This is a genomic window from Paracoccus gahaiensis, from assembly GCF_005048225.1.
GTDB lineage: Bacteria > Pseudomonadota > Alphaproteobacteria > Rhodobacterales > Rhodobacteraceae > Paracoccus > Paracoccus gahaiensis.
On sequence record NZ_SUNI01000002.1, the window covers coordinates 93,859 to 116,075 of the forward strand.

The window sequence follows — 22,217 nt, forward strand, 5'->3', positions numbered from 1 at the left end:
CCGGTCCGGCCTGCCGGAATTCGGGGCCTTGAAGGGCAAGATCGGCGGGCTGCCGCCAGTCGGCAAGGGGCAAACCTTTCGCAATCTGGTCGCGGGGCGCAGGTTCGGCTATGCTGACCTTACGTCATCTGGCGACTGCGGGTCGCGGGCGGGCAATGTTCGGCGCCTGACTTAATAAATAACAATTGTTACGCGCGCCCACTTGCCATTGCGGAAATTCCTACTATTATAGTCAACTATTCCCCTCGGCCGGATCGGTGGAGGCTGCTTTCCGCGACCCGAGGCCCATATGATCCATCCCAACCCTGCGCGCCGGGATGCGCTGAAGCGCCAGGCAGTGCTGCGCCATCATGATGTCGCAGCCGAGATGGGCCTTCCCGAGGCGGCGCTGGTCGAGGCCGGTTTGGGCCAGGGCGCGCAGCGCATCGATGCCCGCCCCGGTCGGCTGATCCCGGCGGTGGGCCGCTTGGGCACGGTCATGGCGGTGACGCGCAACCGGGCCTGCGTGATCGAGACGATCGGCAGTTATCAGGGTTTTCACGACGGCGCCGAGGTTGCGGCGGTGCGGAATGCGCAGATCGACCTGCATATCGATCCCCGCCATTGGGTCTACGCCTTCGCCGTCGATCTGGAGGGGCACCGCTCGGTCCAGATCTTCGATGCGGCGGGAGATGCGGTCCACAAGATGCATCTGCGCGAGCGCAGCGATCACGGCGCCTGGCAGGATCTGTGCCGCGATCTGGCACTGCCCGACGCGCGGGCTGCCGTCGCTTTCACGCCGCGCGCCGCGCCCGAAGGCGCCCGGATGGACGCAGCGCAGACCGAGGCCCTGCGCGAGGGGTGGGCGGCGCTGACGGGTCCCGATCAGCTGGACCCCTTGGCCCTGCGATTGGGGATGAACCGGCTTGGCGCCTGCCGGCAGGCCGCGCCACCCTTTGCGCGACGCCTGCCCGCCGAGGCCGGGACGGCGCTGCTTCGCGCGATCCGGGTGCAGGGACTGCAGGTCAGGCTGCAGGTCGGCAATCCGGGCTGCCGCCAGATCCATGCGGGCCCGATCCGCAGCCTGCGGCCGATGGGGCCCTTGCTGAACGTCGTGGATGCGCGCTTCAGCCTGCATCTTCGCACCGATCATCTGGCCGAACTCTGGCGGCTCGAGATCCCGACGCCGCGCGGCCCGGTCGTGTCGGTCGAGGCCTTCGATGCCGAAGGGGCGTCGGTCTATCGGTGCTGGGGGATGGCCGAGGACGAGGGCGGCGATCCTGCCGCCTGGCTAAGCCTGGTCGAGGGGCTGGGCGATGCAGTCGACGATCCGGGCGACGACCGCTGAGCGTCTGCCGGTCCTGAGGCATGTCGCCCGCCGGGGGCACCCGATCCGCCCCGGATCCCCCAGACCCCGGCCCATACCGGCTGCCCGATCGGCAATCGGCCCGGGCCACGGAACCCTCCGGGCCCGGTGCGGCTTGCTGTGACGTCCCTGCAGGTCCTTGATATGGCAGCTTCTTGTCGGTCATGTGACAGGTCCGTGCGGCGTGGCGTGCGGATGGCAGAACGGGGCAGGGCATGGAGTCGATCGTCGTCTTTCTTCAACTGGCGGGGGCGGTGGCGCTGCTGCTCTTCGGGCTGGGCCTCGTGCGCGACGGCATGGTCGAGGCCTTCGGGCTGAAGATGAAGATGATCCTGGGGGCCGGGACGCGGACCGGGCCGCGCGCCTTCGTGTCGGGCGTCGTGGCCACGCTTGGGCTGCAATCCTCGACCGCGACGGCGCTGCTGACCGCCTCGTTCGTGCATCGCGAGATGATTGGCATCCGCAGGGCGCAGATCGTGCTGCTGGGCGCCAATGTCGGCACGGCGCTGACGGCGGTGATCGTGTCGGCCGACATCGCGGCGGCGGTGCCGCTGCTGGTGCTGGCGGGCTATGTCCTGCGGCGCCGGGGCGGCACGGTCGGCACCGGGATCGGCGCGGGGCTGATCGGCGTGGGGCTGATGCTGCTGTCGCTGACGCTGCTGGATCAGGCGACCGAGCCCCTGCGCAGCTCTCCGCAGCTGGCGGCCTTCCTGCCGATGCTGGACGGTGCCCGCCCCGTGGCGCTGGTCTTTGCCGCCGTCATCGCGCTGCTGTGCTCGTCCTCGCTGGCGGCGGTGCTGCTGATCGGATCGCTGGTCCTGCCGCCCGAGCTGGCGGTGGTGATGATGCTGGGCGCCAATCTGGGCGGGGCGATGGCGCCGGTGCTGGCCACGGGTGGGCTGGACGTCTCGGCCCGGCGGGTGACTCTGGGCAATCTGGCGGTCCGCGCCATCGGCTGCCTGATCGCGCTGCCCTTCGCGGGGCCCGCCGCGGCGGCGCTGGCGGACCTGCCGCTGGATCCGGCGGGCATGGCGGTGACCTCGCATCTGGCCTTCAACCTGGTGCTGGCGGCGCTGATCTGGCCCTTCAACGGGCTGGTCTGCGCCCTGACCCTGCGGCTGATCCCCGATCAGGCGGGGCTAGCCGAAACCGGCCCGCGCTGGCTGGACGATGCGGTCCTGGACACGCCGCCTCTGGCGCTTGCCGGGGCGAGCCGCGAGGTGCTGGACATCGGCGACACGGTCGAGCGGATGATGGTCCGCACCCGCGCCGCCTTCCGCAGCGACGACCCGGCGCCTCTGGCCGAGGTCATGGCGCTGGAGGATCAGGTCGACCGCCGCCAGCACGAGGTCAAGAACTATCTCTCGCGCCTGACCGGGGCCGCCACCCAGACCGAGCGGCGCCAGTCCATCGCCGTGCTGGATTACGTGATCAACCTGGAACATATCGGCGACATCATCGCCAAGGGGCTGGCCGCCGAGGTCCAGAAGAAGATCGGCCAGGGGCTGCGCTTCTCGGACGAGGGCTATGCGGAACTGGATGGTCTGTTCCTGATGACGCAGGAAAACCTGCGCATGGCGCAGACGGTCTTCATGACCCGCGACCGCGAGATGGCCCGGCGCCTGATGGAGCAGAAGGTCGAGATCCGCAATCTGGAACGCCAGTCCGCGCAGCACCACCTGATCCGCCTGCGCGAGGACCAGAGCGACAGCCGCGAGACCTCGTCGCTGCATCTGGACCTGCTGCGCGACCTCAAGAGGATCAACGCCCATGCCGTCTCGGTCGCCCATCCGATCCTGGACGAGGAAGGGCTGCTGATCGAAAGCCGGTTGAGGACGCGCTGACCGACGGCGACGCGGGGGTGGTTTTCGGCGCATGTTCATGCAATGTTCGCGGTGAAAGGATGTGCGATGGACGCCCCCGATCCCGATCCGCCAAGCCTTGCCCCCGCCCGCATCCACGAGGCCGAGGGGCCGGGCCGTCATGTCTTCGCGCTGTTCCAGGCGATGCGCCATCCCGGCCCGGTCTTCTGGATCCGCCGGGCGCGCTGTCCCTGGACCCCGTTCCCCGGGGGCTTGCCGCCGGGCCTGACCGACCGCCTGCGGATGATCCGCCCGAATTCGGACACGGATCTTCTCTGGGCCACCGAAGAGGCGTTGCGGGCCCGCGTCACGGGCATCGTGCTGGCCGAGCCGCAGCGCCCGCTGTCCCTGACCGCCGGGCGCCGCCTGCAGCTGGCCGCCGAGGCGGGGCGCACGACCGGGCTGATGCTGATCCGGCAGGGCGCGGGGTCGAATGCCACCGAAAGCCGCTGGCACTGCGCGCCGCTGCCCGCGACCCGTCCCGGCATGGCGCGGCAGAGATGGGCGCGCATCAAGAACAAGCGCGGGCTGCTGGGGGAATGGCTGCCGGAATGGCACGCGCCGGACCTGGGGGACCCTGTGCCGGCCTTGGCCCAGGACGGTTCTGCGCCTCCGGCATAGGGCGGACCGCCTGCGTCGGACATGCAAAAACCCCCGGAAACAATTGTTTCCGGGGGTTTTTATGGTGGTGCCCAGGAGAGGACTCGAACCTCCACACCTTGCGGCACACGGACCTGAACCGTGCGCGTCTACCAATTCCGCCACCTGGGCAACGTGGTATGAGCGGCTGATTAAAGCCCGCACCGGGGGGCGTCAATGGGGGACGTGCAAGTTTTTTGACAGTTTGTGCAAGGCATCCTGCCGGCAGCGGGCGGGGCAGGGGCCGCGACCCCGCTGTGGCTTGCCGCAGGGCCCGTGCTTGGGTAAGGATCACCCGATATTTCGGCACATGAGTAGGAGGCGCGACGCCCATGGCGAAACTGGTCACGATCTTCGGCGGATCGGGCTTTGTCGGCCGGCAGGTGGCCCGGCTGATGGCCAAGGAAGGCTGGCGCGTGCGCATCGCCGTCCGCCGCCCCGACGAGGCGCTGTTCACCCGCAGCTTTGGTGCCGTGGGCCAGGTCATGCCCGTCATGTGCAACATCCGCGACGAGCTGTCGGTCCGCGCCGCCCTGTCGGATGCGGATGCCGCCGTCAACTGCGTCAACATCCTGACCCCGCAGGGCAAGAGCACCTTCCAGACGGTGTTCGAGACCGGCGCCGAACATATCGCCTGCCTTTCGGCCGAGATGGGCGTCGCGCGGATGGTCCATATCTCGGGCCTGGGCATCGACGTGGACTCGGACAGCGCCTATATCGCCTCGAAGTCGCGCGGCGAGGCGGCGGTGCTGAAGCATCGCCCCGACGCGGTCGTGCTGCGCCCCTCGGTGATCTTCGGGGCGGATGACAATTTCTACAACCGCTTTGCCGGGATGACCCGGATGGGCCCGGTGATGCCCATCGTGGGCGGCCGGACGCGCATGCAGCCCGTTCATGTCGAGGACGTGGCCCAGGCCGCCGTCATGGGCGCCACGGGCGCCGCCGAACCCGGCATCTACGAGCTGGGCGGCCCCGAGATCCTGACGACCCGGCAGATCGTGGATCAGGTGCTGGCCTCGGTCCATCGCCGCCGCGCGGTGGTCAACCTGCCCTTCCCGGTGGCGCGCATCGCCGCGACCGCGATGGACATGACGCAGAAGCTGACCGGCGGCCTGTTCACCAGCCCGCTGAGCCGCGACCAGCTGGCGCTGCTGCGCACCGACAACGTCGTGTCGCCGGGCGCCAAGGGCTTCCGCGAGCTGGGCATCCAGCCCTCGGCCGCCAGCGCCATCCTGGACAGCTATCTGGTGCGGTTCCGGCCGTCGGGACAATACGACGCGATCAAGCGCTCGGCCAAGAACCTGCGTAAAGACTGATGGAATCCAATACGATCGTTGCCGCCGTCCTGGGGATCCTCGAGGGCCTGACCGAATTCATCCCCGTGTCCTCCACCGGCCACCTGCTGCTGGCGGGGCATTTCCTGGGCTTCGACTCGCCCGGGCGCAGCTTCGAGGTGCTGATCCAGCTGGGCGCGCTGCTGGCGATCCTGGGCGCCTATGCGACCCGGATCGTGCAGATCCTGCGCGATGCGCCGCATGACCCGGCGGCCCGGCGTTTCGTCGCGGCGGTGCTGGTGGCCTTCGCGCCCGCCGTCGTGATCGGCGTGCTGGCCCACGAGTTCATCAAGACGGTGCTGTTCGAGACGCCCATGCTCATCGCCGTGATGCTGATCCTGGGCGGCTTCGTGCTGCTGTGGGTGGACCGCCGCGCCGTCGCCCCGCGCTATCACCGGGCCGAGGATTTCCCGCTGTCCATGGCGCTCAAGATCGGGTTCATCCAGTGCCTTGCGATGATCCCCGGGGTGTCGCGATCGGGGGCGACCATCGTGGGGGCACTGCTCTTGGGATCGGACAAGCGCTCGGCGGCGGAATTCTCGTTCTTCCTGGCGATGCCGACGATGCTGGGGGCATTCACCTACGACCTGTGGCAAAATCGCGATATCCTGGACGCGGCGGCCCTGGGTGACATCGCCGTCGGCTTCGTGACTGCCCTGCTGGCCGGGATCCTGGTCGTGCGCTGGCTGCTGGGCTATGTGTCCCAGCACGGATACGCCCTGTTCGCGTGGTGGCGCATCGGGGTCGGAAGCGTGGCATTACTGGCACTTATGGCGGGTATGTAAGCCATGCTGACCTAATAGTCGCGCGGAGGCGGCTATTTTCTGCCCCGCAGCGCGAAAAACTCGCCAATAGGTCAGCCTTGCTGACTTTTCATCACAATTGCCTTGGTTTATTGGGATTGCGGAAGACCTTTCAGGGAGGGTGCGCAGCCATGGCCACGCAGAAGATGCTCACATTCGTCTCGACCCCGCGCGAGATGCCGGAAAAACGGGCCGCTGCCGAACGCAGCGAGGATTTCCACGAGATCTATCGCGAGTTCGCCGCCGCCAAGGCGGCCGAGCAGTCGGGGCGCTGCAGCCAGTGCGGCGTGCCGTACTGCCAAAGCCATTGCCCGCTGCACAACAACATCCCAGACTGGCTGCGCCTGACCGCCGAGGGGCGCCTGCAGGAGGCCTATCAGGTCAGCCAGGCCACCAATACCTTCCCCGAGATCTGCGGCCGCATCTGCCCGCAGGACCGGCTGTGCGAGGGCAATTGCGTGATCGAGCAGTCCGGCCACGGCACCGTGACCATCGGCGCGGTCGAGAAATACATCACCGATACCGCCTGGGACAACGGCTGGGTCCAGCCCTTCGCGCCTGCGCAGGAGCGCGCCGAATCGGTGGGCATCATCGGGGCGGGCCCCGGCGGGCTGGCGGCGGCGGACATGCTGCGCAAGCAGGGCTTCCAGGTCACCGTCTATGACCGCTACGACCGCGCGGGCGGGCTGATGACCTATGGCATTCCCGGCTTCAAGCTGGAGAAGGACATCGTCCTGCGCCGCAACAAGTGGCTGGCCGACAGCGGCGTGGAGTTCGTGCTGAACTGCAATGTGGGCGAGGATATCAGCTTCGACGCGATCCGCGGCAAGCATGACGCGGTGCTGATCGCCACGGGCGTCTACAAGACCCGCGATCTGGATCTGGACAATGCCGATCATGGCGGGATCGTGCGCGCCATCGACTATCTGACCGCCAGCAACAAGGTCGATTTCGGCGACGAGGTCCCCGATTACGAGGATGGCGAGCTGAACGCCAAGGGCAAGCGCGTCATCGTCATCGGCGGCGGCGACACGGCCATGGACTGCGTGCGCACCGCCATCCGGCAGGGCGCGCAATCGGTCAAGTGCCTCTATCGCCGCGACCGCGCCAACATGCCGGGCAGCCAGCGCGAGGTCCAGAATGCCGAGGAAGAAGGCGTTGAATTCGTGTGGCTTTCCGGCCCCGGCAGTTTTGTCGGCCATGTGACGGGCGATTTCGCGGCCGCGCAGGAGGCCGATGTGGACGGACCGGTGCGCACGGTCCGCCAGATCGCCTCGGTCAGCATCCAGAAGATGCGTCTGGGCCAGCCCGACGTGACCGGCCGCCAGAGCCCCGAACTGATCGAGGGCGCCGATTATGACGAGCCCGCCGATCTGGTCATCAAGGCCCTGGGCTTCGAGCCCGAGGACCTGCCCAAGCTGTGGGGCGTGGATGGGCTGGAGGTGACGCGCTGGGGCACCATCAAGGCCAGCTTCCAGACGCACATGACCTCGATCCCCGGGGTCTATGCGGTGGGCGACATCGTGCGGGGCGCTAGCCTTGTGGTCTGGGCGATCCGCGACGGGCGCGAGGCGGCCGATTCGATCGCCACCTTCCTGACGGGCGATGCCCGGATCGCCGCCGAATGAGGGGCGCACCGATGGGCCACCGGACAGTCACCGGACGTGCACAGGGCGTACACAGGCAACGCGCGGTGGCTGTTGCCGCCGCCCAACCGAACCGTTCGGGCTTGCAGATCGGGTCAGCCCTGCTGACGCTTCTGGTGCTGGCGGGGGCATGGGCGATCTCGGCCCCCCGCGCCGGGGCGGCGAATTTCACCCCTCCGGCGGGGTGCCAGATGACCATGACGGTGCAGAACCGCAGCTGCACGGTCAGCCAGTATTACACCTGCAGTGCCGATCCCGAGGGCTACCAGCGCAGCGCGCATTTCGGGCAGGACGGGCTGTTCCATATGTCGACCATCGACGCCGAGACGCGCTGGATCGAAAGCCAGAGCACAAATTCGGGCCTGATCGACCGGCTGGTCGAGGGGGCCGAGGACGATGCCAGCTTTTCCGAGCTGATCGAGACGGGCCGCGACGAATTCGACTTCGAGACCGAGACGGATGACGGCCAGCGCCTGCGCCATCAGGGCTTCGACATCCTGACCGGCGAGACGGTGACCATCGACGGGCAGGATCTGGAACGCACCGAATTCCAGCTGACCACCCGCATCGCCGATGGCGAGGTGCTGATCGAACGCAGCGGCAGCCAGTATGTCAGCCGCGACTTCGGTCGCTTTTTCGGCGGGGTCGAGACCAGCAGCGACTGGACCGGCGCCCGCACGCAGACGGATGACAGCCCCGTGCTGTTCATCTTTCCGGGGGAGGCCGGCTTCGGCTCCACCACCCCACAATTCGACTGCGATCAGCTGATGACGCAGATCCCGCAGGAAAGGGCCACCTCATGACCATGGATTGGAAAGCCTCGGAAGAAACCCGCCGCGAGTGGATGGACAAGAACAGCCTGTACCGGACCGAGGACGAGCATTCGTCCTGCGGCGTGGGCTTCGTCGTCAATATCGAGGGCAAGGCCAGCCGCACGGTCGTGCAGAACGGCATCGACGCGCTGAAGGCGATCTGGCATCGCGGTGCGGTGGATGCGGACGGCAAGACCGGCGACGGCGCGGGCATCCATGTGCAGATCCCGGTGCGGTTCTTCTATGACCAGGTGCGCCGCACCGGCCACGAACCCGACCAGAACAAGTTGATCGCGGTGGGGCAGGTCTTCCTGCCGCGCACGAACTTTGCCGCCCAGGAAGCCTGCCGGACCATCGTGGAATCCGAGGTCCTGCGGATGGGCCATTACATCTATGGCTGGCGCCATGTGCCGGTGAACACCGCCGTGCTGGGCGACAAGGCCAATGCCACCCGCCCCGAGATCGAGCAGATCCTGATCCGCTGCGAGAAGGACATCGACCAGGTCCGATTCGAGCGCGAGCTGTACATCATCCGCCGCCGGATCGAGAAGGCCGCCATCGCGGCCCAGGTGCGCGATCTGTATTTCTGCTCGCTGTCCTGCCGGTCGATCATCTACAAGGGCATGATGCTGGCCGAGCAGGTCGCGGAATTCTATCCCGACCTCAAGGACGAGCGGTTTGAATCGGCCTTCGCGATCTATCACCAGCGCTATTCGACCAACACCTTCCCGCAATGGTGGCTGGCCCAGCCCTTCCGGATGCTGGCCCATAACGGCGAGATCAACACGCTGAAGGGCAACCTGAACTGGTTGCGCAGCCACGAGATCCGCATGGCCTCCAGCGCCTTCGGCGAGGCGGCCGAGGACATCAAGCCGATCGTGCCCGCCGGATCGTCGGATTCGGCGGCTCTGGATGCGGTCTTCGAGGTGCTGGTGCGGTCGGGGCGGTCGGCGCCGATGACCAAGACGATGCTGGTCCCGGAAAGCTGGTCCAAGGCCACGACCGACATGCCGAAGGCCTGGGCCGACATGTATGCCTATTGCAACGCGGTGATGGAGCCGTGGGACGGTCCCGCAGCCCTGGCGATGACCGACGGGCGGTGGGTCTGCGGCGGTCTGGACCGCAACGGGCTGCGGCCCATGCGCTATGTCGTGACGGGCGACAACCTGCTGATCGCGGGCTCCGAGGTGGGCATGGTGCCGGTGGACGAGACCCTCGTGCGCGAGAAGGGCGCCTTGGGCCCGGGCCAGATGATCGCCGTCGACATGTGGGAGGGCAAGCTCTACCACGACACCGACCTCAAGGACCGGCTGTCGGGCAGCCAGCCCTTTGGCGAGTGGATCGAGAAGGTCACCGAGCTGAACGACATCATGCGCGACCTGCCCGAGGTCGTGCAGTTCTCGGGCGAGGGGCTGCGGCGCCGTCAGACCGCCGCCGGCCTGACCATGGAAGAGCTGGAGCATGTTCTGGCCCCCATGGCCGAGGACGGCAAGGAGGCCATCGCGTCGATGGGCGACGACACGCCGCCGGCGGTGCTGTCCAACCAGTATCGCCCGATGAGCCATTTTTTCCGCCAGAACTTCAGCCAGGTGACGAACCCGCCCATCGATTCGCTTCGCGAGACGCGGGTGATGTCGCTGAAGACGCGGTTCGGCAACCTCAAGAACGTGCTGGACGAAAGCAGCAGCCAGACCGAGATCGTGGTGCTGGAAAGCCCCTTCCTGGCCACCGGCGAGTTTGCCGAGATGGTCAAGATGTTCGGCGAGACGGTGACGATCATCGACGCGACCTTCCCCGACGATGCGGGCCCGGACGCCTTGGGCGAGGGGCTGGCGCGCATCCGGGCCGAGGCCGAGGATGCCGTGCGATCGGGTGCGGGCCATCTGGTCCTGACCGACGAGGCGCAGGGGCCGAACCGCGTCGCCATGCCGATGATCCTGGCGACCAGCGCGGTGCATTCCTGGCTGACCCGCAAGGGGCTGCGGACCTTCTGTTCTGTCAACGTGCGGGCCGCCGAATGCATCGACCCGCATTACTTCGCGGTGCTGATCGGCTGCGGGGCCACGACCGTGAACCCCTATCTGGCGCAGGACAGCATCAACGACCGGATCGAGCGCGGGCTGCTGACGGGCAGCCTGGTGGACTGCATGCGCCGCTATCGCGCCTCGATCGATGCGGGTCTGCTGAAGATCATGGCGAAGATGGGGATCTCGGTCCTGTCCTCCTATCGCGGCGGGCTGAACTTCGAGGCGGTAGGGCTGTCCCGCGCCATGGTCGCGGAATATTTCCCCGGCATGCAGTCGCGCATCTCGGGCATCGGCCTGCACGGCTTGCAGGGCAAGCTGGAGGGGCTGCATCAGGTGGCCTTCCACACCGACAACGTGGACATGCTGCCGGTCGGCGGCTTCTACAAGCTGCGGCGCTCGGGCGAGAAGCATGCCTGGGAAGCCAACACGATGAAGCTGCTGCAGGTGGCCTGCGAGAAGGCCAGCTATGACATCTGGAAGCAGTTCAGCGCCACGATGCGGGCCAATCCGCCGATCCACATCCGCGATCTGCTGGACATCAAGCCCTTCGGCAAGCCGGTGCCGATCGAGGAGGTCGAGAGCATCACCTCGATCCGGAAGCGCTTCGTCACGCCGGGGATGAGCCTGGGTGCGCTGTCGCCCGAGGCGCATATGACGCTGAACATCGCCATGAACCGGATCGGCGCCAAGTCCGATTCGGGCGAGGGCGGCGAGGATCCGGCGCACAGCCATCCGCTGCCCAATGGCGACAACCCCTGTGCCAAGATCAAGCAGGTGGCGTCGGGCCGTTTCGGCGTCACCGCCGAATACCTCAACGCCTGCGAGGAGCTGGAGATCAAGGTCGCGCAGGGCGCCAAGCCCGGCGAGGGCGGGCAGCTGCCCGGCATGAAGGTCACCAAGCTGATCGCCAAGCTGCGCCATTCGACGCCGGGCGTGATGCTGATCTCGCCTCCGCCGCATCACGACATCTATTCGATCGAGGATCTGGCGCAGCTGATCTATGACCTCAAGCAGATCAACCCGCGCGCCAAGATCACCGTGAAGCTGGTGGCCAGCAGTGGCGTGGGCACGATTGCGGCGGGCGTGGCCAAGGCCAAGGCCGACGTGATCCTGATCTCGGGGCACAATGGTGGCACGGGCGCGTCGCCCGCGACCTCGATCAAGTTCGCGGGCCTGCCGTGGGAGATGGGGCTGACCGAGGCGCATCAGGTTCTGGCCATGAACCGGCTGCGCGAGCGCGTCACCCTGCGCACCGACGGGGGCCTTCGCACGGGTCGCGACATCGTCATGGCGGCGATGATGGGGGCCGAGGAATACGGCATCGGCACCGCCGCCCTGATCGCGATGGGCTGCATCATGGTGCGCCAGTGCCAGTCGAACACCTGCCCGGTGGGCGTCTGCACCCAGGACGAGAAGCTGCGCGCCATGTTCACCGGATCGGCGGACAAGGTGGTGAACCTGATCACCTTCTATGCCCAGGAGGTGCGCGAGATCCTGGCCTCGATCGGGGCGCGGTCCCTGGACGAGGTGATCGGGCGGGCCGACCTGCTGACGCAGGTCAGCCGGGGCGCGGCGAACCTGGACGATCTGGACCTGAACCCGCTCTTGATCACCGTCGATGGCGCGGACAAGATCGTCTATGACCGCACCAAGCCGCGCAATGCGGTCCTCGAGACGCTGGACAGCGAGATCGTCAAGGATGCCGCCCGCTTCTTCGAGGATGGCGAAAAGATGCAGCTGTCCTATGCGGTCAGGAACACCCACCGCACCATCGGCACCCGCACCTCGTCGCTGATCGTGTCCAAGTTCGGGATGCGCAACGACCTGCAGCCCGACCACCTGACGGTGCGCCTGACCGGCAGCGCGGGCCAGTCGCTTGGGGCCTTCGCGGCGCCGGGGCTGAAGATCGAGGTCTCGGGCGACGCCAACGACTATGTGGGCAAGGGCCTGTCGGGCGGCACCATCACGGTGCGCCCGCCGATGTCCAGCCCGCTGGTCGCGGCCGAGAACACGATCATCGGCAACACGGTCCTCTATGGCGCGACGAACGGCTATCTGTTCGCGGCGGGCCGGGCCGGCGAGCGATTCGCGGTGCGCAACTCGGGCGCTTCGGTGGTGATCGAGGGCTGCGGGTCGAACGGCTGCGAATACATGACCGGCGGCGTGGCGGTGATCCTGGGCCGGATCGGCGCGAACTTCGGCGCGGGCATGACCGGGGGGATGGCCTATCTGTATGATCCCGAGGGGCTGGCGCGCGACTATATCAACGCCGAGACGCTTGTCTTGTGCCCGGTGACGCAGGCGCATTGGGAGGATCAGCTGAAGACGCTGATCGCCCGGCACATGAAGGAGACCGGATCGCGCCGCGCCGACGAGATCCTGTCGAACTGGGACCGCGAGAAGGGCAATTTCCTGCAGGTCTGCCCCAAGGAGATGCTGGTGCATCTGCCCCATCCGATCGCCGCGGTCGAGGAGCCGAGCGCGGTGCCTGCCGAATAGGGCCTTGGCCTTGAGCGAACTGATCCTGACGCGGCCCCCTTGCGGGGCCGTGTCGCATTCCGGGCGGCGGCGGTCGCGCTTGACGCAGCCGCGCGGGGCATGAGACATGCGGCCATGGCCCTGAAGCTTCCGTTCCGCCACCGTGCCGCGCCGCTTCCCGCCGCGTCCGCCGCGCCGCCCGCCCGGCGCCGGTCCCTGAAGGGGCGGGTGCTGTTCTGGCTGCGCTTTCTGGCGCTGCGGGCCTTTCTGGTCATGGCGGGATCGGTCACGATCTATGCCTTCGTGAACCCGCCCCTGACCTGGACCATGCTGGGGGCGTCTCGTGCGGATGATCTGGTGGCGCGGGACTGGGTGGCGCTGGACGACATCGCGCCGGTCATGCGCCGGTCGGTGGTGGCCGCCGAGGACGCGAATTTCTGCCTGCACTGGGGCTTCGACATGACCGAGATCCGCAAGGTCGTGGCCTCGGGCTCGTCGCGCGGGGCCTCGACCCTGACGCAGCAGACGGCCAAGAACGCCTATCTGTGGCAGACCCGCAGCTGGGCCCGCAAGGCGGTCGAGACGGCGCTGACGCCGATGATCGAGGCGCTGTGGTCCAAGCGGCGGATCCTGGAGGTCTATCTGAACCTGGCCGAGTTCGGGCCGGGCATCTTCGGCGTGGATGCGGCGGCGCGGGTGCATTTCGACACCACGCCCGACCAGCTGACCCCGGTGCAGGCGGCGCGGCTGGCCGCCGTGCTGCCCGCGCCCCGGACGCGGCGGCTGGAGGCCTCGGCCCGGTCGCGGGGAATCGCCGACGGGGCGGCGACGATCGCCCACGACGGGCGCGCGGCCTGCTTCGAATGACGCGGCGCGGTTGAAAGCCGGGGGAGCGGGGCGTATCAAGGCGCCATCGCACCCCCTCCAGTCAGGTTCTCACCCCTCCATGACCACCAATGCCCAGACCACGCGCCTCTATCACACCGCCCTGTCGCCCTATTGCCGCAAGGTGCGGCTGGTGCTGGCCGAGAAGAAGATCGAGGTCGAGCTGGTCGAGGAGCGCTATTGGGAGGGTCCGCCCGACCTGAAGCGCCGCAACCCGGCCGGCAAGCTGCCGGTGCTGCGGTTCCGGGGCAACCTGCTGGCCGAGAGCCAGGCGATCGTCGAATATCTGGACGAGGCGGTGCCCGCGCCGTCGCTGATGCCGCAGCAGCCGCTGGAGCGGCACGAGGTGCGGCGGCTGTGTGCCTGGTTCGACGACAAGTTCCATGCCGAGGTGACGCGGCCGATCCTGAACGAGCGCGTGTGGAAGAAGATCACCCGCACCGGCTATCCCGACAGCCGGGTGGTCAAGGACGGGCTGCGCGCCATCAAGGAGCATATGGATTACCTGGCAAGCTTGCTGGAGACGCGGCGCTGGCTGGCGGGCAACACGCTGAGCCTGGCTGATTTCACGGCGGCGGCGCATTTCTCGTGCCTGGATTACATCTCGGACGTGGATTGGGACCGGTCCGAGGCGCTGCGCGACTGGTATGCGACGATCAAGTCGCGCCCGGCCTTCCGGTCGGTGCTGGCCGATCAGGTGCCGGGCATCCATCCGGCGGCGCATTATGCCGAGCTGGATTTCGGCTGAGCCGGGGGCAGGGGGGGCCAGCCCCCCCTCGCCTGACGGCGATCCCCCCCGGGATATTTGGACCAAGATGAAAGACGATATCGCGGCCGAGGCGGTCGCGGTGGGATTCGCGCGGATGGGGGTGACGCGGCCGGACGGCGCGCCCGAGACGGCGGCGCGGCTGGACGCCTTTCTGGCCGAGGGGCATCACGGGCAGATGGCCTGGATGGCCGAGCGGGTGGCCTGGCGGGGCAATGCCGCCGCGCTCTGGCCCGAGGCGCGGTCGGTGATCATGCTGGCCGAGCTGTACACGCCCGAGGGCGATCCGCTGGCGGTGCTGGAACAGCGCGACCGGGCGGCGGTCAGCGTCTATGCGCAGGGGCGCGATTATCATGATCTGGTCAAGAAGCGGCTGAAGCGGCTGGGCCGCTGGATGCTGGAGGCGGCGCCCGAGCCGGGGCATCAGATCAAGGTCTTCGTCGATACCGCGCCGGTCATGGAAAAGCCCCTGGCGCAGGCGGCGGGGCTGGGCTGGCAGGGCAAGCACACCAACCTTCTGTCGCGCGATCTGGGCAGCTGGTTCTTTCTGGGCGCGATCTTTTCCACCATGCCCCTGCCGGCCGATGCGCCTGAGGGCGGGCATTGCGGGTCCTGCCGGGCCTGTCTGGATGTCTGTCCGACCGGGGCCTTTCCCGCGCCCTACCGGCTGGATGCGCGGCGCTGCATTTCCTATCTGACCATCGAGCACAAGGGGCCTGTGGATCCCGATCTGCGGGCGCTGATGGGCAACCGGATCTATGGCTGCGACGACTGCCTGGCGGTCTGTCCGTGGAACAAGTTCGCCCAAGTCGGGTCCGAGATGCGCTATCGCGGGATCATCGACGCGCCGCCGCTGGCGGAGCTGGCGGGTCTGGATGATGCGGGGTTCCGGGCGCGATTCTCGGGCTCGCCGATCAAGCGGATCGGGCGGGACCGCTTCGTCAGGAACGTGCTCTATGCGATCGGGAATTCCGGCGATGCGGCGCTGGTCGAGGTGGCACGGGGGCTGTGCGGGGATGCCGATCCGGTGGTGGCCGAGGCGGCGGCCTGGGCGGTGGGGCGGCTGGAGGGGCGGCCGGACGGCTTGCAGGGCTAGATCAGGAAGTCGTCGCCGTCGAGGCCGAGCCGTCCCGCAAGGCGGATCATCAGATCGGCCCGGCCATCGCCCGTCACATCCGCATAGACATGGGTCTGCGTGCCGACATGGTCCCATCGCAGCGAGCGGGCGCCGGAATGCCCGCCGCGCCCCTCATAGCTGAGGTTCAGGGCGCGCATGTCCAGAAGATCCTCTCCGGGCCGGAAATCGGTGATCAGGTCGGCCTGGGCCGGGCGGCTGTCGAGCGCCGCGAGATAGCGGAAGACATCCCGCCCCGCGCCCCCCTGCATCACGTCGCGCCCCGCCCCGCCTACCAGCGTGTCATTGCCCGCGCTTCCCAGAAGGCGGTCGGCGCCCAGGCCGCCCAGCAGCACGTCATGGCCCAGCCCGCCGACAAGCGTATCGTTTCCGGCGGCGCCCAGCAGGCGGTCGTTGCCCGCGCCGCCGAACAGCTTGTCATGGCCCGACCCACCGTTCAGCCTGTCCTTGCCGGCATCGCCGCGCAGCATGTCATTGCCGGCTCCTCCGACCAGCAGGTCGTTGCCCGCGCCGCCGAACATGCGGTCCCTGCCGGCGCCCCCGAACATGCGGTCATGGCCGGCCTCGCCGAACAGGCGGTCGTTGCCGTTGCCCGCGCGCATCGTGTCGTTGCCCCCACCGCCCCGCATCGCGTTATTGCCGCGATAGCTGGTCATCAGGTCGTTGCCGTCCCTGCCGAAGAGGCGGTCGTTTCCCGGGCCCCCCAGCAGGGTGTCGTTGCCCGCGCCGCCGTCCAGCATATCGTTGCCAAGCCCGCCGTTCAGGCGGTCGTCGCCCGCGCCGCCGAACAGCCGGTCGTTCCCGGCCTCGCCCAGCAGCGTGTCGTTGCCGTCATCGCCGTAAAGCTGGTCATCCTCGGTCCCGCCGAAGATCCGGTCGGCGCCGAGGCCGCCGAAGATCAGGTCGAACCCGTCATCCCCGAACAGCAGATCGTTGCCCGCATCGCCATAGAGCGTGTCCTGGCCCGCGCCGCCCCGCAGCGTGTCGTTGCCGTCGCCGCCCAGAAGCATGTCGTTGCCAAGATTGCCCAGCAGGCTGTCATCCCCCGGCCCGCCCAGCAGACGGTCGTTGCCGGCCCCGCCATCCAGCGTGTCATTGCCCTCGCCGCCTGACAGGACGTCGTTATCCTCCTGGCCGAACATCAGGTCCTGGCCGGCGCCCCCCTGCAGCGTGTCGCGGCCAAACCCGCCCAGAAGGGTGTCGTTGCCGGTCCCGCCGTCCAGAAGGTCGTCGCCGGTGCCGCCCTCCAGCCAGTCGTTGCCGTCCTCGCCCCGCAACGTGTCGTTGCCGGTCCCACCAAAAAGCCGGTCGGCGCCCGCCCCCCCGGACAGGCTGTCATTGCCGCCGCCGCCGTCCAGGTGATCCGCCCCCGCCCCCGCCACCAGCGTGTCGTTGCCCTCGCCGCCCAGAAGGACATTGCTGCCCTCGAGCGCCTCCAGCCAGTCGTTGCCGTCATCGCCGGACAGGGTGTCGTTGCCCGGGCCGCCGATCAGCCGGTCCTGCCCGGTCCCGCCATAGATCCGGTCGTTGCCGAGGCCGCCCTCCAGCGTGTCGTTGCCGTCATTGCCATAGATCAGGTCGTCGCCATCCTCGCCGCGGATCAGGTCCTGGCCCGCATCGCCGAACAGCGTGTCGCGGCCCGGACCGCCCAGGATCCGGTCGTCGCCGTCGCCCCCGCGGATCAGGTCGTCGCCCAGCTGGCCCCGCAGCGTGTCCTTGCCGCCGCCGCCCGAGATCGTGTCGTTGCCGGTGCCGCCCGCGATGTCCTCGGGCAGGGCGGTGCCCATCAGGCGGTCGGGGCCGGCGGTGCCGAACAGCCAGACGGGGCGGGTCGAGGGCGGCGGCGGGGTGGTGACCGGGTCGATCTCGGGCGGCAGGTAGTGCGAGATGGGGAACATCATGTTCGAGAAGTCGGCCAGGGTCAGGCCGCGCCCGCTGCGGCTGGTGATCTCCAGGATGGTGTCGCCATAGATGATCGTCATGCCGCTGGCGGTGGGCACGAAGCGCAGCTGCCAGATGCTGCGGACGCTGCCCAGCATGGACATGTCCAGCCGGTCCACCGCCGGGTCGTAATCCATGATCGAGATGCGGCCCTTTGCGCGCGAGGGGATGAAGATGTCCGATCCCGTGCCGCCGACCAGCGTGATCGGGCGGGGGCCCGCAACCAGGATGTCGTTGCCGTCCCCGCCCTCCAGCCGGGTGGTGGCCGCGCCCGCGACCAGCAGATCGCCCCAGATCCCGCCGCGCACGAGGCCCGCGCCGGCCACCAGAGTGGTGCCGATGCGGCCGGGGTCGAAGATGAACTGGGTGATGCCGGTTTCCGTCGACGAGCCGACGAACAGCGTGATGCGCCCGTCGGCGGCCTGACCCCGGATGGCGCTGACATCGGCCAGGGTCAGGGCGGCGGTGTCGGCGATGGTGGTCAGGTGGACCAGCCGCCCGTCGGGCAGCAGGGTGAAGACGCTGATGCCGTCATCGGCGCCGCCCACGAAGACGAAGACCCGCCCGTCGAGCGTCACCGTCTCCAGCGCGGTGACCGAGCGGAAGCGGGTCGCCCTCTCGTCGATGACATGGTCGACGGTGGTCAGCTGGCCCTCGGCGCCGAGGCGGAAGACGGTCAGCGAGCTGGAGGCCGCCGCCCCCATGATGACGAAGGTCCGGTCGCCCATCCGCACCGTGTCCAGCTGCGAGGGGATGTCATAGCCGGTGCCGCGCCCGGCCACATGGACGCTGCCCGGCCTCAGGCTGCCATTGGCCTGCATCAGGTGGGTCGAGACGAAATTGCCGTTCCCCGAGGCCGCGACCAGGATGTGCTGGCCCCCGACCGTGGCGTGGGCCACCCGGTCCAGCGTCGCATCGGTGCTGCCCGCCGGCACCGGCAGCACGGCCCGGCCCGCCGCCGCCAGCGATCCGTCCGCGCCCATGCGATAGGTGGTCAGCCCCAGATCCCCGTCGCGGGCGGCATAGAGGATCCGCGCGGCGCCGGTATCGACCTGCCCCAGAGCCGTCAGATCCGCCCCCGGGCCGGTCGCGAAGAGCCGGTTGAACCGCCCCAGGGCGCCGGTGTCCAGCCGCAGCGAGGCGGCCAGATCGGCGGCGCCGCCCATCTGGTGGACATGCATCAGGGTGCGGTCCCCCAGATCCAGCGCGGTCAGCCGGGGCGCGCCCTGATAGGTGAAGCCGCCGAAGCTGCGGCTGTGCAGCATCCGGATCGGGTCGTCGGGGTCGTTCATCGCGTAGCTGCTGATCCCGCCCGCCTGGTTCGCGGCGACCAGCACGCTGCGGCCATCTGCCTCGACGATGTCGAGATCGGTGATCCGGGACAGCCAGCGGGGTTGCGTGACCCCATGGGTGGTCACGTGGTCGTACACGATCATGGCGGCTTTCGGGGTTGCACGCGGGGGAGGCCGGGCAGTTCGATCAGGTCTTAAGATGGTCTTAAGACCCCCGCCTGGCCAGCGATGGTTGAGGTGCATTTTAGGCAAAAGCCCCGGGCGCGGGGGATGCGGGGCGGGCCGGGGAAGGGCTCAGCCCGTCTCGGCCGGGAAGGCCAGCGGACCGTAGAGGATCAGCCCCGGCTGGCTGGCCGGGCCCTGATCCTGCAGCAGGCGGGCTAGATCCGCGACCGTGCTGCGCAGCAGGCGCTGGCCGGGATGGCCCACGGCCTCGGCGAACATCGCGGGGGTGTCGCTCGGCAGGCCGTGGGCTATCAGCCCCTGCGCCAGCAGGGGAAAGCTGCGCTGACCCATGAAGACGACGGTGGTGACCGAGGGATCGGCCAGCGCCGCCCAGTTGATGTCGCCGGGCAGCTGGCCGGTCACGTCGGCGCCGGTGATGAACTGCACCCGCCGCGCGGTCAGGCGCCGGGTCAGGGGGATGCCCATCGCCGCCGCCGCCGCGCTGGCCGAGGTGACGCCCGGCACGATCTCGAAGGGGATGCCCGCTTGGGTCAGGGCGGTCAGTTCCTCCTCCAGCCGGCCGAAGATGCCCGCATCGCCGGATTTCAGCCGCACCACGCGGCGGCCCGCCTGCGCATGGCTGACGATCAGCGCGTTCACCGCCTCCTGCCGGGCCGAGGGGCGGCCGGCGCGCTTGCCCACCGCGATCAGCTCGGCCTGCGGGCCGGCATGGTCCAGCACCGGCCCCGAGGCCAGGTCGTCAAACAGCACCACATCGGCCTGCGACAGGCGCCGCGCGGCCTTGAGCGTCAACAGCTCGGGATCGCCGGGACCGGCCGAGACGAGCGAGACGAAGCCGGGCGGGAAGTCGGGATCGGACATGGGGCAGGGAGGGCTTTCGAAGGCGGGCAGTTCGCGCGGATGTCCTGCTATAGCACCCGCATCCGGTGTGACAATGCCACGCATCCCGTTTGCGCGGGTCGCGGGCGATGAAACTTTCGGCGCGGTCGCGCGTGGTGTGCGGCAACACACAGGAGAATGCGATGACGGTCATCTGCTGGTTCAGACGGGTTCTGCGGCTGGACGACCACCCCGCGCTGGTGGCGGCGGCCGAGGACGGGGCGGTCATTCCGCTGGTGATCCTGGACCCCGCCGAGGCCCGCGCCCATCCGGCCAGCGCCGAGCGTCAGGCCCTGTCGCTGCCCCCCCTGGCGGCGGCGCTGGAGCGGTTGGGCAGCCGCCTGATCGTGCGGCGCGGCGATCCCGCCGAGGTGCTGGAGGCCCTGGCCCGGCAGACCGGCGCCTCGGTCATCCATGCGACGACCGGCTTCCCCTTCGCCTCCGATGACGGGCTGGAGGCGGCGGCCGAGCACGGCGGCGCGCGATTGCAGCTGCATCCGCTGGCCGATCTGGTCCCGCGCGGATCGGTGCTGACCGGGTCGGGCGGGGTCTACAAGGTCTTCTCGCCCTTCTGGAAGGCCGTGCGGCAGGTCCAGATCGCGCCGCCGCTTGCGGTTCCCAAGCTGACCGCGCCCGAGGACTGGCCCGACAGCGACGGGACCGATTGGCCCGAGGCCCGCGCCGCGATGGTGCGGGGCTGGGACGTGCTGGCCCGCCACACCCGCCCCGGCGAGGACGAGGCCCATGCCCGGCTGGAGGAATTCCTGGAGGGCCCGCTGCCCGACTACAAGGCGGATCGCGACCTGCCGTGGCGGCCCCGCGCGACCTCGGGGCTGGCCGATGCGCTGGCCTGCGGAGAGATCAGCGCGCGGCGCATCTGGGCGCGGGTGCAGCCCGATTACCAGCAGGGCGCGGCGGGCTCCGAGCATTTCCTGTCCGAGCTGTGCTGGCGCGAGTTCGCGCGCGAGCTGATGGCCGAATCGCCCGATCTGGACCGGACCCCGTGGCGCGAGGAATGGACCCGCTTTCCCTGGCGGGGCGACAATGACGATGCCGAGGCCTGGCGGCGCGGCCGGACCGGCGTGCCGATGGTGGATGCGGGCATGCGCGAGATGTTCGTGACCGGCCAGATGCACAACCGGGTGCGGATGATCACCGGCAGCTACCTGACCAAGCATCTGCTGACCGACTGGAAGGTGGGCCTGGACTGGTTCGGCCATTGCCTGAGCGATTGGGACGCGGCCTCGAACGCGATGAACTGGCAATGGGTGGCGGGCTGCGGCCCCGATGCCGCGCCCTATTTCCGGGTCTTCAACCCCGAGACGCAGGCCGAGAAGTTCGATGCCGAGGCGCAGTATCGCCGCTATTGGCTGGACCCGGATGCCGAGGGCGCGCAGGCCTTTGCCGAGGCCGCGCCGAGGGCGTGGAAGATCGACCTGCAGGACCGCCCCAAGCCCGCCCTGTCGCTGGCCGAGGGGCGGCAACGTGCGCTGGACGCCTATCAGGGGCTGAAATCGTGATGCGGGCGCTGGTGCTGGGCGCCTCGGGCGGGATCGGCGCGGCGCTGGTCGCGCGGCTGCAGGCGCAGGGGGCCGAGGTCACGGGCCTGTCGCGCAGCCGCGACGGGCTGGACCTGACGCGGGCCGACACGGTGGCCGACCACGCGGCGCGGCTGGAGGGGCAGGCGTTCGATCTGATCCTCAACACCACCGGCGCGCTGGTCATCGACGGCCACGGCCCCGAGAAATCCATGGACGCCGTCGATCCGCAGGCGATGGCCGCGCAATTCGCACTGAACGCCATCGGCCCGGCGCTGGCCATCCGCCATTTCGCGCCGCTGCTGGCGCGGGACCGGCGGGCGGTGATGGCGTCGCTGTCTGCGCGGGTGGGGTCCATCGGCGACAACGATCTGGGGGGCTGGGTGTCCTATCGCGCGGCCAAGGCGGCGCAGAATCAGATCATCCGCACGGCGGCCATCGAATATCGCCGCCGCAACCGCCATGCGATCCTGGTGGCGCTGCATCCGGGCACGGTGGAAACGCCGCTGACCGCGAAATACGCCGCCCGCTATCCGACCATACCCCCCGATCGCAGCGCCGAGGCGCTGCTGGCGGTGATCGACGGGTTGACGCCCGAGGACACGGGCAGCTTCTGGGACTGGAAGGGCGCGCGGGTGCCGTGGTGAGC

At 68.9% G+C, this 22,217-nt stretch carries 15 protein-coding genes and 1 tRNA gene; 13 read left to right on the forward strand and 3 right to left on the reverse strand.

Features of this window, described 5'->3' with window-relative positions:
- Positions 1 to 289: 289 nt before the first annotated feature.
- From FA743_RS03495 to FA743_RS03505, 3 genes are all read left to right on the forward strand, one after another.
- Complete coding sequence (locus FA743_RS03495; protein ID WP_136884500.1) at positions 290 to 1,327, forward strand: ChuX/HutX family heme-like substrate-binding protein; 1,038 nt, start codon at positions 290 to 292, stop codon at positions 1,325 to 1,327.
- Between the two features lie 233 nt (positions 1,328 to 1,560).
- The gene (locus FA743_RS03500; RefSeq protein WP_136884501.1) at positions 1,561 to 3,189 is read left to right on the forward strand and encodes a Na/Pi cotransporter family protein; all 1,629 of its coding nucleotides are present in this window, start codon (positions 1,561 to 1,563) and stop codon (positions 3,187 to 3,189) included.
- Between the two features lie 66 nt (positions 3,190 to 3,255).
- Complete coding sequence (locus FA743_RS03505; protein ID WP_136884502.1) at positions 3,256 to 3,828, forward strand: ImuA family protein; 573 nt, start codon at positions 3,256 to 3,258, stop codon at positions 3,826 to 3,828.
- A 65-nt stretch (positions 3,829 to 3,893) separates the two neighbouring features.
- On the opposite strand, the gene FA743_RS03510 is transcribed toward FA743_RS03505, so the two are convergent.
- Positions 3,894 to 3,978: transfer RNA gene (locus FA743_RS03510), tRNA-Leu, on the reverse strand.
- A gap of 200 nt (positions 3,979 to 4,178) precedes the next feature.
- Between FA743_RS03510 and FA743_RS03515 the strand changes: the two genes are divergently transcribed.
- From FA743_RS03515 to queG, 8 genes are all read left to right on the forward strand, one after another.
- Positions 4,179 to 5,162, forward strand: coding sequence for a complex I NDUFA9 subunit family protein (locus FA743_RS03515; RefSeq protein ID WP_136884503.1), 984 nt, complete (start codon positions 4,179 to 4,181; stop codon positions 5,160 to 5,162).
- Positions 5,162 to 5,965: an undecaprenyl-diphosphate phosphatase gene (locus tag FA743_RS03520; RefSeq protein WP_136884504.1), complete on the forward strand. Its 804-nt coding sequence runs from the start codon at positions 5,162 to 5,164 to the stop codon at positions 5,963 to 5,965. The genes FA743_RS03515 and FA743_RS03520 overlap by 1 nt, the downstream gene beginning before the upstream one ends.
- Positions 5,966 to 6,114: 149 nt before the next feature.
- On the forward strand, positions 6,115 to 7,611 hold the full coding sequence (locus tag FA743_RS03525; RefSeq protein WP_136884505.1) for an NAD(P)-dependent oxidoreductase: 1,497 nt from the start codon (positions 6,115 to 6,117) through the stop codon (positions 7,609 to 7,611).
- Between the two features lie 65 nt (positions 7,612 to 7,676).
- Positions 7,677 to 8,432, forward strand: a complete 756-nt coding sequence (locus FA743_RS03530; RefSeq protein ID WP_136884506.1) for a hypothetical protein — start codon at positions 7,677 to 7,679, stop codon at positions 8,430 to 8,432.
- A complete protein-coding gene (gene gltB, locus FA743_RS03535; RefSeq protein ID WP_136884507.1) occupies positions 8,429 to 12,967 on the forward strand; it encodes a glutamate synthase large subunit in 4,539 nt (1,512 codons plus the stop codon). Before FA743_RS03530 ends, gltB begins: the two co-directional genes overlap by 4 nt.
- 114 nt (positions 12,968 to 13,081) lie before the next feature.
- A complete protein-coding gene (gene mtgA, locus FA743_RS03540) occupies positions 13,082 to 13,813 on the forward strand; it encodes a monofunctional biosynthetic peptidoglycan transglycosylase (protein ID WP_136884508.1) in 732 nt (243 codons plus the stop codon).
- A 79-nt stretch (positions 13,814 to 13,892) separates the two neighbouring features.
- Complete coding sequence (gene fzlA, locus FA743_RS03545) at positions 13,893 to 14,579, forward strand: FtsZ-binding protein FzlA (protein ID WP_136884509.1); 687 nt, start codon at positions 13,893 to 13,895, stop codon at positions 14,577 to 14,579.
- A gap of 67 nt (positions 14,580 to 14,646) precedes the next feature.
- Positions 14,647 to 15,693, forward strand: a complete 1,047-nt coding sequence (gene queG, locus FA743_RS03550; protein ID WP_136884510.1) for a tRNA epoxyqueuosine(34) reductase QueG — start codon at positions 14,647 to 14,649, stop codon at positions 15,691 to 15,693.
- Here queG and FA743_RS03555 read toward each other — a convergent pair.
- A complete protein-coding gene (locus FA743_RS03555; RefSeq protein WP_246054817.1) occupies positions 15,690 to 19,109 on the reverse strand; it encodes a calcium-binding protein in 3,420 nt (1,139 codons plus the stop codon). The genes queG and FA743_RS03555 overlap by 4 nt on opposite strands.
- 150 nt (positions 19,110 to 19,259) lie before the next feature.
- Positions 19,260 to 20,012, reverse strand: coding sequence for a uroporphyrinogen-III C-methyltransferase (gene cobA / locus FA743_RS03560; protein ID WP_136884511.1), 753 nt, complete (start codon positions 20,010 to 20,012; stop codon positions 19,260 to 19,262).
- 161 nt (positions 20,013 to 20,173) lie between these two features.
- On the opposite strand from cobA, the gene FA743_RS20430 reads away from it, so the two are divergent.
- Complete coding sequence (locus tag FA743_RS20430) at positions 20,174 to 21,550, forward strand: cryptochrome/photolyase family protein (RefSeq protein ID WP_211242189.1); 1,377 nt, start codon at positions 20,174 to 20,176, stop codon at positions 21,548 to 21,550.
- Complete coding sequence (locus FA743_RS03570; protein WP_342774365.1) at positions 21,550 to 22,215, forward strand: SDR family NAD(P)-dependent oxidoreductase; 666 nt, start codon at positions 21,550 to 21,552, stop codon at positions 22,213 to 22,215. Before FA743_RS20430 ends, FA743_RS03570 begins: the two co-directional genes overlap by 1 nt.
- Positions 22,216 to 22,217 lie beyond the last annotated feature (2 nt).

Excerpts from the sequence above, each read along its gene's own strand:
- FA743_RS03495 (WP_136884500.1), top strand. The coding sequence starts at position 290 with ATGATCCATCCCAACCCTGCGCGCCGGGATGCGCTGAAGCGCCAGGCA.
- FA743_RS03500 (WP_136884501.1), top strand. The coding sequence starts at position 1,561 with ATGGAGTCGATCGTCGTCTTTCTTCAACTGGCGGGGGCGGTGGCGCTG.
- FA743_RS03505 (WP_136884502.1), top strand. The coding sequence starts at position 3,256 with ATGGACGCCCCCGATCCCGATCCGCCAAGCCTTGCCCCCGCCCGCATC.
- FA743_RS03515 (WP_136884503.1), top strand. The coding sequence starts at position 4,179 with ATGGCGAAACTGGTCACGATCTTCGGCGGATCGGGCTTTGTCGGCCGG.
- FA743_RS03520 (WP_136884504.1), top strand. The coding sequence starts at position 5,162 with ATGGAATCCAATACGATCGTTGCCGCCGTCCTGGGGATCCTCGAGGGC.
- FA743_RS03525 (WP_136884505.1), top strand. The coding sequence starts at position 6,115 with ATGGCCACGCAGAAGATGCTCACATTCGTCTCGACCCCGCGCGAGATG.
- gltB (WP_136884507.1), top strand. The coding sequence starts at position 8,429 with ATGACCATGGATTGGAAAGCCTCGGAAGAAACCCGCCGCGAGTGGATG.
- mtgA (WP_136884508.1), top strand. The coding sequence starts at position 13,082 with ATGGCCCTGAAGCTTCCGTTCCGCCACCGTGCCGCGCCGCTTCCCGCC.
- fzlA (WP_136884509.1), top strand. The coding sequence starts at position 13,893 with ATGACCACCAATGCCCAGACCACGCGCCTCTATCACACCGCCCTGTCG.
- queG (WP_136884510.1), top strand. The coding sequence starts at position 14,647 with ATGAAAGACGATATCGCGGCCGAGGCGGTCGCGGTGGGATTCGCGCGG.
- FA743_RS03555 (WP_246054817.1), bottom strand. The coding sequence starts at position 19,109 with ATGATCGTGTACGACCACGTGACCACCCATGGGGTCACGCAACCCCGC.
- cobA (WP_136884511.1), bottom strand. The coding sequence starts at position 20,012 with ATGTCCGATCCCGACTTCCCGCCCGGCTTCGTCTCGCTCGTCTCGGCC.
- FA743_RS20430 (WP_211242189.1), top strand. The coding sequence starts at position 20,174 with ATGACGGTCATCTGCTGGTTCAGACGGGTTCTGCGGCTGGACGACCAC.
- FA743_RS03570 (WP_342774365.1), top strand. The coding sequence starts at position 21,550 with ATGCGGGCGCTGGTGCTGGGCGCCTCGGGCGGGATCGGCGCGGCGCTG.